11 protein-coding genes are annotated in these 13,181 nt (G+C 73.0%); 7 read left to right on the forward strand and 4 right to left on the reverse strand.

Going from position 1 to position 13,181, the window contains the following annotated elements:
- Window positions 1-33: 33 nt before the first annotated feature.
- Complete coding sequence (locus HCC30_RS22970; RefSeq protein ID WP_240979829.1) at window positions 34-945, reverse strand: TIGR03619 family F420-dependent LLM class oxidoreductase; 912 nt, start codon at window positions 943-945, stop codon at window positions 34-36.
- Between the two features lie 478 nt (window positions 946-1,423).
- Here HCC30_RS22970 and HCC30_RS22975 point away from each other — a divergent pair, with 478 nt between their 5' ends.
- A complete protein-coding gene (locus HCC30_RS22975) occupies window positions 1,424-2,647 on the forward strand; it encodes a cytochrome P450 (protein ID WP_346776763.1) in 1,224 nt (407 codons plus the stop codon).
- A gap of 84 nt (window positions 2,648-2,731) precedes the next feature.
- Here the strand turns inward: HCC30_RS22975 and HCC30_RS22980 are convergent, their stop codons facing one another.
- Complete coding sequence (locus HCC30_RS22980; RefSeq protein ID WP_169444641.1) at window positions 2,732-3,961, reverse strand: amidohydrolase family protein; 1,230 nt, start codon at window positions 3,959-3,961, stop codon at window positions 2,732-2,734.
- 280 nt (window positions 3,962-4,241) lie between these two features.
- Here HCC30_RS22980 and HCC30_RS22985 point away from each other — a divergent pair, with 280 nt between their 5' ends.
- The 3 genes from HCC30_RS22985 to HCC30_RS22995 all read left to right on the forward strand — a co-directional run bounded on the left by HCC30_RS22985 (window position 4,242) and on the right by HCC30_RS22995 (window position 8,173).
- Complete coding sequence (locus HCC30_RS22985) at window positions 4,242-7,265, forward strand: BTAD domain-containing putative transcriptional regulator (protein ID WP_169444642.1); 3,024 nt, start codon at window positions 4,242-4,244, stop codon at window positions 7,263-7,265.
- Window positions 7,266-7,607: 342 nt separating this feature from the next.
- On the forward strand, window positions 7,608-7,760 hold the full coding sequence (locus HCC30_RS22990) for a sigma-like protein (protein WP_169444643.1): 153 nt from the start codon (window positions 7,608-7,610) through the stop codon (window positions 7,758-7,760).
- A gap of 257 nt (window positions 7,761-8,017) precedes the next feature.
- Window positions 8,018-8,173 carry a hypothetical protein gene (locus HCC30_RS22995; RefSeq protein WP_169444644.1) on the forward strand — a complete coding sequence of 52 codons (156 nt, stop codon included), beginning with the start codon at window positions 8,018-8,020 and terminating at the stop codon, window positions 8,171-8,173.
- Between the two features lie 37 nt (window positions 8,174-8,210).
- Here HCC30_RS22995 and HCC30_RS23000 read toward each other — a convergent pair whose 3' ends face one another.
- Both HCC30_RS23000 and HCC30_RS23005 read right to left on the reverse strand, forming a co-directional pair.
- Window positions 8,211-8,642: a pyridoxamine 5'-phosphate oxidase family protein gene (locus tag HCC30_RS23000; protein ID WP_169444645.1), complete on the reverse strand. Its 432-nt coding sequence runs from the start codon at window positions 8,640-8,642 to the stop codon at window positions 8,211-8,213.
- A gap of 165 nt (window positions 8,643-8,807) precedes the next feature.
- Window positions 8,808-10,421, reverse strand: coding sequence for a FadD3 family acyl-CoA ligase (locus tag HCC30_RS23005; protein ID WP_169444661.1), 1,614 nt, complete (start codon window positions 10,419-10,421; stop codon window positions 8,808-8,810).
- Between the two features lie 269 nt (window positions 10,422-10,690).
- On the opposite strand from HCC30_RS23005, the gene HCC30_RS23010 reads away from it, so the two are divergent.
- Genes HCC30_RS23010 through HCC30_RS23020 form a run of 3 tightly spaced genes read left to right on the forward strand, consistent with a single transcriptional unit; the run spans window position 10,691 to window position 13,171 of the window.
- Window positions 10,691-11,869 carry a lipid-transfer protein gene (locus tag HCC30_RS23010; RefSeq protein ID WP_169444646.1) on the forward strand — a complete coding sequence of 393 codons (1,179 nt, stop codon included), beginning with the start codon at window positions 10,691-10,693 and terminating at the stop codon, window positions 11,867-11,869.
- Between the two features lie 34 nt (window positions 11,870-11,903).
- Window positions 11,904-12,356, forward strand: a complete 453-nt coding sequence (locus HCC30_RS23015; protein WP_169444647.1) for an OB-fold domain-containing protein — start codon at window positions 11,904-11,906, stop codon at window positions 12,354-12,356.
- Complete coding sequence (locus HCC30_RS23020; RefSeq protein WP_346776764.1) at window positions 12,353-13,171, forward strand: enoyl-CoA hydratase/isomerase family protein; 819 nt, start codon at window positions 12,353-12,355, stop codon at window positions 13,169-13,171. The genes HCC30_RS23015 and HCC30_RS23020 overlap by 4 nt, the downstream gene beginning before the upstream one ends.
- The last annotated feature ends 10 nt before the right edge of the window (window positions 13,172-13,181 follow it).

A 13,181-nucleotide genomic window follows, 5' to 3' on the forward strand; every position in this document is an offset into this window, starting at 1 on the left:
GCCGTGTGCCGTTCCGTGCGGTCCGGAAGCTGTTCAATCGCGCAGCAGTGGGCCGACCCGGTCGCCGAAAGCGGCCATCTGGTCGGTCAGTTCGTGCCTGCTGCGGCTGCGGAAGCGGACCTGTATCTGGTCGACGCCCATGTCCGCGTACTCGCGCAGGGACGCGGCGATCCGTTCGGGGGTGCCGGTGAGGGTGCGGCGTCCCACGTCCCACTGCGGCGTTCCGACGTACAGCGGTTCGGCGATGGTGCCGATGGTGAACGGGCCGTCGTTTCCGGCCTCTTGGCGCAGCCGTCGCAGGGTGCCGATCTTGGCGGGGAGCTCGGTGCGCTTGTCGCCCTGCGGGAGCCAGCCGTCGCCGCGCCGTGCCGCGCGGCGGACGGCCGCGGGCGAGGAGCCGCCGACCCACAGGGGCGGGCGGGGGCGCTGTGCGGGGCGGGGGCGCTGTCCGAGGTCCCGGAAGGAGAAGCGCTTGCCCTCGAACTCGGGGTACTCCTCCTCGCCCAGCGCGGCCTTCAGGGCGTCCACCGTCTCGTCGAGCACGGCGCCGCGTGCGGCGAAGTCGGCGCCCAGTGCCTCGAATTCCTCCCGTACGTGGCCGGCGCCGACGCCGAGGACGAGCCTGCCGCCGGAGAGCTGGTCGAGGGTGGCGTACTGCTTGGCGGTGGCCAGGGGGTGCCGCAGTGCCACGACGGCGACGTGGCTGAGCAGTCGCACGTGGTCGGTGGCGGCGGCGAGGTAGGCGAGGGTGGCCACGGGGTCGTACCAGACGGTGCTCATGGCGTCGGCGAGCCTGCGCGGGATGGCGACGTGTTCGCAGCAGGCGATGTAGTCGAAGCCGTGGCGGTCGGCGGTGCGGGCGACGGCGAGGAGGTCTTCCGGCCCGGCTTCCGTTTCCCAGGGTTCGGCGTACAGGGCGCTCTGGGACTGTACGGGGAGCTGCATCCCGTACACCGGTCCGCCCTGCGGTTCGGTGCCGGGTTCCGGGTGACGGGGGTGCTGCTGGTGTTCCACGTGCCCCTCCTCCGCTCGGGCGGGCCGTGCGTCCCGGACGGGCCGCATCCGGGGCGTCCGCGCCCCGGAACCCCGCTGCGAGCGCCCATGCTCGTATCTGACGGTCCATCAGACAAGGCCCGTGCCGCCATCCCCCGCGCACGTGTCGATCGCCACTCCCGGCGCGGGCGCGGATAGTGCGCGGCGGGCCCGGGCATGCCCAACCGTCAGGAGCACATGGGGAGTTGACGGCGTCCGCAGCACCGTTCGGGTCCCCCGCTCCGGCTTCCCGTTCACCGCCGCGGCCCGCCGCGGCGCCGACCAGTCGGGACGCCCCATGGGAGATCAGCCGCACCCGCAGCCCCGCATTCCGCAGCCCCGGAAGGGAGGGACGCCCGCCGCGCACGGGCGGACGCCACAGCCACCCCTGGTGATCGACGCGGAGGGCCGGCGGAAGTACGCGGAGGCGGAGGAGCTCAGGGCGCGGGGCCCGGCCACGCTCGTCGAGCTGCCCGCCGGCATCCGGGCGTGGGCGGTGAGCAGCCTCGACCTGCTCAAGGAACTGCTGCGCGACCCCCGCGTCTCCAAGGACCCGAGGGCGCACTGGCCCGCCTGGCAGCGCGGCGAGTTCCGGGACACCTGGATACGTTCCTGGGTGGACGTCACCAACATGTTCAGCTCGTACGGCCCCGAGCACCGGCGCCTGCGCAAGCTCGTCGCCCCGGCCTTCACGCTGCGCCGCACGGAGGCGCTGCGGCCGCGCGTGGAGGAGATCACCGCCGGGCTGCTGGACGCGATGGCCGCCGAGCCGGCCGGGGCTCCGGTCGATCTGCGGAGCGCGTACGCGCACCCGCTGCCGATGCTCGTCATATGCGAGCTGTTCGGGATACCGGAGGAGGCGCGGGGCGAGGTGGCGCGCCTGATCGAGCGCATCATGGACACCACGGCGACGCCGGAGGAGGCGGCGCGGACGGCGGCCGACGTGCAGGCCGCGTTCGGGGCGCTGGTCGCCGCGAAGCGGGAGCAGCCGGGGGACGACCTGACGAGTCTGCTCGTCTCGGCCCGCGACGAGGACGGCTCCAGCCTGAGCGAGGCCGAGCTGATGGACACCCTGCTGCTCGTGGTCGGCGCCGGGCACGAGACGACGGTCAACCTGATCGGGAACGCCGTGCACGCGCTGCTCACCCACCCCGAGCAGCTGCGCGCGGTGCTGGCCGGCGAGGTGACCTGGGACGACGTGATCGAGGAGACGCTGCGCTGGGCGCCGAGCATCGCCTCGCTGCCGCTGCGGTACGCGGTGGAGGACATCCCGCTGCCGGACGGGACGGTGATCGGGCAGGGTGACCCGATCCTGGCCACGTACGCGGCGGCCGGGCGGGACCCGGGCAGGCACGGTGCGGACGCGGGGGAGTTCGACGTGCGCCGTGAGGACACCGAGCACCTGGCCTTCGGCCACGGCGTGCACTTCTGCCTGGGCGCTTCGCTGGCCCGCCTGGAGGCGCGGACGGCGCTGCCCGCGCTCTTCTCGCGTTTCCCGGGGCTGCGGTTCGCGGTGCCGCCGGAGGAGATCGAGCAGGTGTCCTCGTTCATCGCGCACGGTTACGCGTCGCTGCCCGTCCAGCTGCGGACGGCGGACGCGCCGGCTCCGGCCTGACCGCTCTCAACTACGGCCGGGACACGGCCCGTTCGGCAGGGCGGCGGCGCAGGAGCCGCCGCCGCCCGTCCAGGCCCGCGCGCGCTAGGCGTTCCGCGCCCCCGCCCAGGTGCCGTCGGGGTTGAGGCCGAGGAGGTCGATGGCGTTGCCGCGGACGATGCGTTCGACGAGGTGCGGGTCGAGGTGGCCCATCTGGGCCTCGCCGACCTCCTTCGACTTGGGCCAGGTGCTGTCGGAGTGCGGGTAGTCCGTCTCGTAGAGCACGTTGGCGGCGCCGATGGAGTCGATGTTCCGCAGCCCGAAGGCGTCGTCGAAGAAGCAGCCGAAGACGTGCCCGGCGAAGAGTTCGGACGGGGGCCGCAGCACCTTGTCGGCGACGCCGCCCCAGCCGCGGTTCTCCTCCCACACCACGTCGGCGCGCTCCAGGATGTAGGGAATCCAGCCGACCTGGCCCTCCGCGTACATGATGCGCAGGTTGGGGAAGCGGTCGAACTTGCCGCTCATGAGCCAGTCGACCATCGAGAAGCAGCAGTTGGCGAAGGTGATGGTGGAGCCGACGGCCGGGGGCGCGTCGGCGCTGGTGGAGGGCATGCGGCTGCTGGAGCCGATGTGCATGGCGATGACGGTGCCGGTCTCGTCGCAGGCCCGCAGGAAGGGGTCCCACTCGTCGCCGTGGATGGAGGGCAGCCCCAGGTGCGGGGGTATCTCGCTGAAGCAGACGGCGCGGACGCCGCGTTCGGCGTTGCGGCGTACTTCGGCGGCGGCGAGTTCGGCGTCCCACAGGGGGACGAGGGTGAGCGGGATGAGGCGGCCCCGCGCTTCGGGTCCGCACCATTCCTCGACCATCCAGTCGTTGTAGGCGCGGACGCCGAGGAGTCCCAGTTCGCGGTCCTTGGCCTCGGTGAAGGTCTGGCCGCAGAAGCGGGGGAAGGTGGGGAAGCACAGTGCGGACTGGACGTGGTTGACGTCCATGTCGGCCAGCCGGTCCGGGACGCTCCAGGAGCCGGGCCGCATCTGTTCGTAGGTGATCGCTTCGAGCTTCACTTCGTCGCGGTCGTATCCGACGGCGGTGTCGAGGCGGGTGAGCGGGCGGTGCAGGTCCTCGTACACCCACCAGTCGGCCTCGGGTCCCTCGTCGCCGGGGGCGCCCATGGTGGGGGCGAACTTGCCGCCCACGAAGGACATGTCCTTCAGCGGTGCGCGCACGATGCGCGGTCCGACGTCGTGGTACTTGGACGGGAGCCGGTCCCGCCAGACGTGCGGAGGTTCCACCGTGTGGTCGTCCACCGAGATGATCTTCGGGAAGGTCTCCATGTTCCCCACGGTAGCGCTGATCTGACGGTTCGTCAGCTCCTCGCGTGCGCCGCATCCGCGCCCCTGAGCCCCCACCGGGCTCCCGCACCACACCCGTCACGCGGCGCCACACGCCTGTCCCGGACGCCCTTTCCCTCCCGCTCTCCCCGCGCCCGGGACGCGGCCGAAGCCGGTCGGAACTTCGAAGGAGTCGTAGAGAGGCGGGCGCGGAGCTGACGTAGTGCATGTCAACAAGGCAGACTGACCCTGCGGGAGTGGAGCGCGGAACGCAGGGGGCACCATGAGCGCCGAGGGGCACACCGGGCAACGTGCCGAGCGGGAGCACCGGTTGCGGTTCGCCGTGCTCGGACCGGTCCGGGCCTGGAGGGGCGAGGAATCACTGCACACCGGTTCGCCGCAGCAGCGTGCCCTGCTCGCCGCGCTGCTGCTGCGCGGCGGCCGGACGGCCACCGCCGAGGAACTCATCGACGCGATGTGGGGCGAGGAGCCGCCGGACCGCGCCAAGGCCGCGCTGCGCACCTACGCGTCCCGCTTCCGCAAGAGCCTCGGTGACGACGCGGACATCCTTGTCAGCGAGTCCGGCGGCTACGCGATCCGTACCGGACGCGCCGGTTCCGGCCTCGGGGCGCCGGGCGCCGCCGCCCTCGGCACGGGCCCCGCCGTCGTGCTCGACCTGGACACGGCCACGGCGCTGGCCCAGGACGCCGAGAAGGCCGCAGCGAGCGGCGCCAGGAACCGCGCCCGCGAGCTGTACGACGCGGCGCTCGCCGAATGGGACGGCGAACCGCTCGCGCACGTGCCCGGGCCCTTCGCGGAGAGCCAGCGCGCCAGGCTGGAGGAGTGGCGGCTGTCCCTCCTGGAGCACCGTCTCGACCTGGACCTCCAGGCCGGCAGCCACGCCGAGGCCATCGGCGAACTGACGGCGCTGACCGCCGCGCACCCGCTGCGCGAGCGCCTCCGCGAGCTGCTGATGCTCGCGCTGTACCGGGGCGGCCGCCAGGCGGAGGCGCTCGCCGTGTACGCCGACACCCGGCGGCTGCTCGCCGACGAGCTGGGCGTCGACCCGTGCCCCGAGCTGGCCGAGCTCCAGCAGCGCATCCTCGGCGCCGACGAGTCGCTCTCGCACTCCCCCGAGGAGACCGCGGACCCGGCCTTCCCCTCCGTCAACCGCCCCGCCCAACTCCCGGCCACGGTCTCGGACTTCACCGGGCGCACCGCCTTCGTCGCCGAGCTCGGAGAGCAGCTGGCCCGCACCGACGGCGGCGTGATGGCCGTCTCCGCCGTGGCCGGAATCGGCGGCGTCGGGAAGACGACACTGGCCGTGCATGTGGCGCACGCGGTGGCCGAGCACTTCCCGGACGGCCAGCTGTACGTCGACCTCCAGGGCGCGGGCAGCTCCCCGGCCGATCCGGAGGCCGTGCTCGGGGTGTTCCTCCGCTCGCTCGGCACGTCCGACTCCGCCATTCCGGAGGGAGTCGAGGAACGGGCCGGCCTGTTCCGCTCCCTGCTCGCCGAACGCCGCGTCCTCACGCTGCTGGACAACGCCCGCGACGCCGCCCAGGTCCGCCCCCTGCTGCCCGGGACGGGCGGCTGCGCGGCCCTGGTGACGAGCCGGGCCCGCATGGTGGACCTGGCGGGCGCGCATCTCGTCGACCTGGACGTCATGAGCCCGGAGGAGGCCATGACGCTGTTCACCCGCATCGTGGGCGAGGAGCGGGTCTCCGCCGAGCGGAAGGCCGCCATGGACGTGGTGGGCGCCTGCGGTTTCCTCCCGCTGGCGATCCGCATAGCCGCGGCCCGGCTGGCCGCCCGCCGTACGTGGACGGTCTCCGTCCTCGCCTCCAAACTGGCCGACGAGCGGCGCAGACTGGACGAACTCCAGGCCGGCGACCAGGCCGTGAAGGCCACCTTCGAGCTCGGGTACGGGCAGCTCGATCCCGAACAGGGCCGCGCCTTCCGGCTGTTGGGCCTGGCCGACGGTCCCGACATGTCCGTGCCAGCCGCCGCGGCCGCGCTGGACCGCTCCCCCGAGGACACCGAAGACCTGCTGGAGTCCCTCGTCGACACCTCGCTGCTGGAGTCCGCCGCCCCCGGCCGCTACCGCTTCCACGACCTGGTGCGCCTGTTCGCGCGCGCCTGCGCGGAACGGGACGAGCAGCCGCCGTCCGAGCGGGAGGCGGCGCTGTCCCGGCTGCTCGACTTCTACCTCGCCACGGCCGCCAAGATCTTCGCCCTGGACCGGCGGGGCGACCGCACCGTCGAGCACTTCGAGCGCACCGAGGAGCCGGGCCGGGACTTCCCGGACCGCTCCGCCGCGCTGGACTGGCTGTTCGCCGAGGCCGACTGCCTGCTCGCCTGCGTACAGCAGTCGGCGGCCGGCGGCGAACCCGGCCGCGCCGCCCCGGGCAGCCCGCTCCGCCGCGCCGCCGACCTGCTGATCGCCGCGAAGGACCTGGCCGACTCCGGGGTGCACTCCCTGCGGTACGAGCGGGCCGCGAGCGCCGTACGGGACGCGGCGCAGGCCGCGGGCGACCAGCACGCCGAGGGCCGGGCCCTGATCATGCTGACGCACGCGCACACCATCGGCGGCCGCTTCGACCAGGCGGACGCGGAGGCCCAGCGCGCCATGCTGCTGGCGCTCACCACGGAGGACCCGGTCCCCGCCTGCTTCGCCCCCAACGACCGCGGCATCCTCGCGCTCTACCAGGCCCGTTACGAGGACGGCGAGGGCTACCTCGACACCGCGATCCGGGCCTTCCGGGACGACGGGAACCGCACCGGCGAGGCCAGCGCCCTGTGCAACCTCTCGCGGGTCCATCTGGCGCTGGGCCGTACGGAGAGCGCCATCTCGCTGGCGCAGCAGGGCGTGGACATCTACCACGACCTCGGTCTGACGCTGCGGCTCGGCAACAGCCGCTACGCGCTGGGCCTGGCCCTCACCCAGGCCGGCCGCACGACGGAGTCGATCTCCCAACTGACGCAGGCGCTCCAGCTGTTCCACACCAGCCGCCAGCCGCTGTGGGAGGGCGTCACGCACTTCCGGCTGGCGGAGGCGCACCTGGCGGCGCACCGGGCGCCGCAGGCCGCGAGCCACGCGGAGCAGGCCCTGGCGCTGCGGGGCATCGGCGGGGAGTGGCGGCGCGGCACCGTGCTGGCGGTGCTGGGCAGGTCGCTGGACGCGCTGGGGCAGACGGACCGTGCGCGGGCCTGCTGGCGCGAGGCGCTGAGCATCTTCGACGAGCTCGGGACGGCGGAGGCCGAGGAGGTCAGGTCCCTGCTGGCGGCACCGCCCGTCGCGGCCTGACCGCAGAGGTTCGAGCCGGGGAACCAGAGGGCAGTACAGGGGAGCCGGGCAGGGACAGTGCCTCCCCCGGCTCTCCGCGCGGCGGCCGCCGAGGATTGCTCCGGGCCCTCTGAGCAGGGCCGCAACGTCGCCGCAGCAGACGTTCATCGATCGTTTATCGCTCCCCTGCATGCTTTTTCTTGTCGATCCGTCGCGTCGGGGGGCAGGCGGATCGTACGGGGGAAGACCGTGTGTCCTGGTGCGGCACGCGGCACCGGAGCGCCCGCCCGGCGGTCCACGGGGGAGTCGCTGGGCGGGCCCCACCGGTGTGATCCAGCCACCACAACAGGGGAGCTGAGTTACATGAGTGAGGCGAAGCGCAAGAAGAAAAAGGACGATCTCGAGGTTCGTGACAACCACGCCTCGGGTGGCAATCTCGGCACCGAGGACAACCACGCCTCCGGCGGGGACATCGGTACCGAGGACAACCACGCGTCCAGCGAGCCCGTGAAGTAACTCCCCTGCTCAACGGGGGAAAGTACGGGGGAAGTACGGGGGACCGGGGGCCGGTGCGGCGACACCAGGGGGGAGTCGCCGCCCTCGGCCCCCTCTCTCGTGTCCTGTTCCGCCGGGGCGCGCGCGGCGCACGCGCCGGGCGGGTTCAGGACATGGCGCCCCGGGCACCCTCATTCCGTACCCCAGTTCATTTGCCCGTTCGCACACGTCGTGTCGGGAGACGTCCTGTCTGCCGGCCCCGCCTACGAGGAGCCGCCGTGAACCGCACGAGGAAGTCCTTCGCCGTCTGGACGGTCACCGTTGTCGCCCTGCCGGTGGTGTTCGGCCTGACAGCGCTCGTCTCCGGGACGGCCTCCGCAGTCGCGGGCACCGTGGGCCCGCTCGACAACCACGTCTCCAGTCAGGAGGCGTGACGGCCCGCACCACGGGGGACGCCGCCGGGCCCGCGGTTCACTGCGGGCCCAGGTCGGCGCTGAGCCAGTGCTCGGGGCGCATGTGGATGAGCACGTACTCGCCGTGCTCCCGGTCCGCGAACTCCAGGTAGTCCGCGACCCGTTCGGGCGCGAGGTAGCGGGCCGTCATCCGCCGCAGGTCGTCCCGCGTGCCGGTGCGCGTCTCGGTGACGGGGCCCTCGACGGAGACATAGCGGACGGTGGGGTCGACGCGTTCGGCCAGCAGCGAGAACCGTCCGGCCTTGGCGATGAGCTGCGCCTTGCGGCTGTCGCGTTCCGTGAGCACGAGGAGGTCCTGGCCCCTCTCGTACGCGTACCAGACCGGCACCGTCAGCGGGCCGCGTGCGCCGCCCTCGCCGGCGTCCACGGAGAGGGCACCGATGTGCGGTTCGGACAGGAACTGCATTCGCTCTTCACGGGTCAGTGGCACGGTGGCTCCTCCGCGTCTCGGCGTCGGCGCGGCCGCTGGGCGGCCCGCGGAACTCTGCGTCGCGCACAGTCTGCCCCGCGCCGCCCCCGTGATCACCGTCCGGCGACGCGTGGTACACGCCAACGAGCCACGTCCGGCGGCCTCTTGGGGGCGGCCGCCGCCCGGTCAGCGTCGGGCCCGCAGCTGCGTCTTCAGCACCTTCCCTCCCGCGTTGCGCGGCAGTTCGGGCAGGAACTCGACCTCGCGGGGCACCTTGTAGTTGGCCATTTCCCGACGGGACCAGGCGATCAGGTCGTCGTCGGTGACCGTCGCGCCCTCGTGCCGGACGGCGAACGCCTTGCCGACCTCGCCGAGCCGCCCGTCCGGCACGCCGACGACGGCGACGTCGGCGATCCCCGGGTGCCGGAGCAGCAGTTGCTCTATCTCGGCGGGGTAGGCGTTGAAGCCGCCGACGATGAACATGTCCTTGATCCGGTCGGTGATGCGGAGGTTGCCGTCCGCGTCCATGACGCCGACGTCGCCCGTGCGCAGCCAGCCGTCCGGGGTGATGACGCGGGCGGTCTCCTCCGGTTCCTCGAAGTAGCCGGACATCACGTGGTAGCCGCGCACCAGCACCTCGCCCGGTTCACCGGCGGGCGCCTCCGTCCCGTCGGGGGTGACGACGCGGACCTGGGTGCCGGGGATGGCGCGTCCCGAGGTGGCGGCGATCACCTCGGCCGGGTCGCCGCGGCGGCACATGGTGACCGTGCCGGACGCCTCGGTGAGCCCGTAGGCGGTGAGGACGGTGCCGACCTTGAGTTCGCTCCGCAGCCGCTCCACCAGTTCCAGCGGGACGACGGCGGCGCCGGTGACGACGACGCGGAGTGCGGAGAGGTCGTGCTGTGCCCGGCCCGGGTGGTCGAGGATCGAGCGGTGCAGGGTCGGCGGGCCCGGGAGGACGCTGACCCGTTCCGCGGCGATGTTGGCGAGCGCGGTGTCCACGTTGAACACGGGCTGCGGGATCATCGTCGCGCCGCGCAGCAGGCAGGCGATCACGCCGGCCTTGTAGCCGAAGGTGTGGAAGAACGGGTTGACGATCAGGTAGCGGTCGCCTTCGCGCAGTCCGGTGACCTCGCTCCACACGCCGTAGACGCGGACGGTCTGCTGGTGGGTGATGACCGCGCCCTTGGGGTGCCCGGTGGTGCCCGAGGTGAAGGTGATGTCGGAGGGGACCTCGGGCCGTACGGCGTCCGCCCGGCGGCGCACCTCCTCCCGTCCCACCCCGTCACCGGCGGCGAGGAAGCCGCTCCAGGTGTGGAAGCCGTCCGGTGCGTCGCCGGACAGGACGACGACGTCGCGGAGGTGTGGCAGTCCGGGGAGGGGCCCGTCGCCGTCGCCCTCGGCGGTGGCTCTCCGGAGCGAGGCCACGTAACTGGTGCCGAGGAAGGTGCCGGTGATGAACAGCAGTCTGGCGCGGGTGCGTTGGAGGACGTAGGCGGCCTCGGCGCCCTTGAAGCGGGTGTTGACGGGGACGAGGACGCCACCCGCGGTGACGGCGCCGAGGGCGGCGACGATCCAGTCGAGCGTGTTGGGCGCCCAGACGGCCACCCGGTCGCCGGGGCGCAGTCCGGTGGCGAGGCAGGCGGCCGCGGCGCGTTCGACGCGTTCGCCGAGTTCGGCGTAGGTGACGCGGGTGCGGCCGTCCACGACGGCTTCCCGTGCGGCGAAGCGTTCGGCGGCGGCGCGGACGATGCCGGGGACGGTGAGCGCTTCGTCCAACCCGCCGTAGTGCGCCGCCATTTCACCGCCCGCGGTGTCCGCGGCCGCTCCGGACCGCGCCCCCTCTTCCGCCTGCCGTTCCCGCTGCCGCTGCCCGTTGCCCTGTCCGGTGCCGTGCATGGGTGCCTCCCGCCGAGTGTCTTCCGCCCCGTGGCCCCAGTGGCCTGCCGCGTCCCGCCGGTCGGGTCGTTCGCGGTCGCGGCACTCCCGTAGCTGACTATCCGTCAGATTAGCTGTAGCCTCCTCCGCTGTCAGCACACAGATGTGGCAGACCCGGCACGGAGGTGGCAATGGGGGCGACGCCCACCGCGCGCAAGGAACGCAAGGAGATCAAGGACACGACGGCGATAGCGGGCATAGGACAGACGCCGTTCGCCAAGAACCTGCCGGAATCCGAGAAGACCCTCGCCTGCCGCGCCATCCTCGCGGCCCTCGACGACGCCGGGATCGCGCCGTCCGAGGTCGACGGGTTCGCCTCGTACACGATGGAGGAGACGGATGAGGTCGAGATAGCCAAGTCGATCGGCGCGGGAGACGTCACCTTCTTCTCCAAGACGGGCTTCGGCGGCGGCGGTTCCTGCGCCACCGTCGCCCACCTCGTCTCCGCCGTCGCCACCGGACAGGCCACCGTCGGCGTCGCCTGGCGCTCCCGCAAACGCGGCTCCGGGCCGCGCCCGTGGAAGAACACCCAGGTGCAGCTGCCGACTCCCGCCCAGTGGACCAGGCCCTTCGGGCTGCTGCGCCCGGCCGACGAGATCGGCATGCTCACCCGCCGCTACATGCACGAGTACGGCGCGACCCGCGACCACCTGTTCAACGTCGCCCTCGCCTGCCGCAACCGCGCCAACCAGAACCCCGCGGCGATGATGTACGAACGGCCCCTGACGCGCGAGATGTACATGACCGCGCGCTGGATCAGCGAACCCCTCTGCCTGTTCGACAACTGCCTGGAGACGGACGGCGCGCTCGCCTGCGTCATCGTCTCCGCCGACCGCGCACGCGACTGCCGCCGACGCCCGGTCTACGTCCATTCCGCCGCCCAGGCGCTCCCCGCCCAGCACCACGGAATGGTGAACTACTGGAACGACGACCCGCTCACCGGGCCCGCCTGGACAGCGGCCGAACACCTGTGGAAGAGCGCGGACTTCGGGCCCGACGACGTGGACGTGGCCCAGATCTACGACGCCTTCACCCCGCTCATCCCGCTCTCCCTGGAGGGCTACGGCTTCTGCGGACGCGGCGAGGGCGCGGCCTTCACCGAGGGCGGCGCCCTGGAGATCGGCGGCAGGCTCCCGCTCAACACCGCCGGAGGCGGGCTCAGCGAGGCGTACGTGCACGGGTTCAACCTGATCACCGAGGGCGTCAAGCAGCTGCGCGGCACCTCGACCGCGCAGGTCCCCGGAGCCGCCACCTGCCTCGTCACCGCCGGCGAGGGCGTACCCACCTCCGCACTGCTGCTGCGCACCTGACCACGACGAGGCACGACGAGGAGAGGACCCGCAGATGACCGGAACGGAAGCACCCGCACTGCTGTCACCCGTGCCCGACGAGGACGGCGCCCCCTTCTGGGAGTACGCCGCACAGGGCGAACTGCGCGTCCAGGCGTGCGCGGAATGCGGCGAACTGCGCTTCCCGCCCCGCCCGTGCTGCCCGCACTGCCAGTCCTTCGACAGCGAATGGCGGCGGATGAGCGGCCGTGGCCGGATCTGGTCGTACGTCCTGCCGCACCCGCCGCTGCTGCCCGCCTACGCGGAACAGGCGCCCTACAACGCGGTCGTCGTCGAACTGTCCGAGGCGCCGCACATCCGCCTCGTCGGCAACGTCGTCAGCGCGCCGGACGCCCGGCTGGACTCCGTCGACCCCGCGAAGCTCCGCATCGGCGCCCCCGTCAAGGTCGCCTTCACCCGCGGCCCCGACGGGACGCACCTCCCGCGCTGGCTCCTGGAGCGCCCGTGAGCGGGGCGCCGGGGGACGGTGCGGCCGGGCTGCGGACCGAGGTGGCCGACGGAGTCGCCACCGTCACCCTCGACCGGCCGCACCGGCACAACGCCGTCGATCTCGCCACGGCACGCGAACTGGCCGCCACCTGGCGCCGGTTGCGGGCCGACGGCACCGTACGGGCCGCCGTCGTCACCGGCGCGGGCGGCAGGGCGTTCTGCACCGGCATCGACCGGGACGCCGCCGCCGGCGTCCCCCAGCCCCCCACGCCCTACGCGCTCGACGACCCGCTGCTGACCATCGGCCCCAAGGCCAACGACCTGTGGATACCGGTGATCGCCGCCGTCGACGGGATGGCCTGCGGGGGCGCTTTCTACCTGCTGAGCGAGGCGGAGTTCATCATCGCCTCCGACACCTCGACGTTCTTCGACCCGCACACCACCTACGGAATGGTCAGCGCCTACGAGGCGATGGGCATGGCGCAGCGCATGCCCATGGGCGAGGCGGCCCGGATGGCGCTGATGGGCACCGCGGAACGCATCTCGGCGCGGCGCGCCCACCAGGTGGGCCTGGTGTCGGAGCTGACCGCGCCGGGCGACGGCCCGGACGGCGCCCTGGCCGTGGCGCGGCACTGCGCCTCGGTGCTCGCCTCGTACCCGCCCGAGGCGGTGCAGGGCACCGTGCGGGCGCTGTGGGCCGCGAAGGAGGCGGCCAGGAGCCAGGCCACCGCACAGGCGCCGGCGCTGATCGCCCTGGGAAACCTGCCACCGGAGCGGCAGGCCGAACTGTTCACCGCCCGCCCGCGCTCCTCCCGGGAGTACCGGCTGCGGTGAACGACCGGGC

The organism is Streptomyces sp. HNM0574 (genome assembly GCF_012726235.1).
In the GTDB taxonomy this organism is placed as follows: Bacteria; Actinomycetota; Actinomycetes; order Streptomycetales; family Streptomycetaceae; genus Streptomyces.

Excerpts from the sequence above, each read along its gene's own strand:
- HCC30_RS23005 (WP_169444661.1), bottom strand. The coding sequence starts at position 10,421 with ATGGCGGCGCACTACGGCGGGTTGGACGAAGCGCTCACCGTCCCCGGC.
- HCC30_RS22990 (WP_169444643.1), top strand. The coding sequence starts at position 7,608 with ATGAGTGAGGCGAAGCGCAAGAAGAAAAAGGACGATCTCGAGGTTCGT.
- HCC30_RS22985 (WP_169444642.1), top strand. The coding sequence starts at position 4,242 with ATGAGCGCCGAGGGGCACACCGGGCAACGTGCCGAGCGGGAGCACCGG.
- HCC30_RS22980 (WP_169444641.1), bottom strand. The coding sequence starts at position 3,961 with ATGGAGACCTTCCCGAAGATCATCTCGGTGGACGACCACACGGTGGAA.
- HCC30_RS23015 (WP_169444647.1), top strand. The coding sequence starts at position 11,904 with ATGACCGGAACGGAAGCACCCGCACTGCTGTCACCCGTGCCCGACGAG.
- HCC30_RS23010 (WP_169444646.1), top strand. The coding sequence starts at position 10,691 with ATGGGGGCGACGCCCACCGCGCGCAAGGAACGCAAGGAGATCAAGGAC.
- HCC30_RS22970 (WP_240979829.1), bottom strand. The coding sequence starts at position 945 with ATGCAGCTCCCCGTACAGTCCCAGAGCGCCCTGTACGCCGAACCCTGG.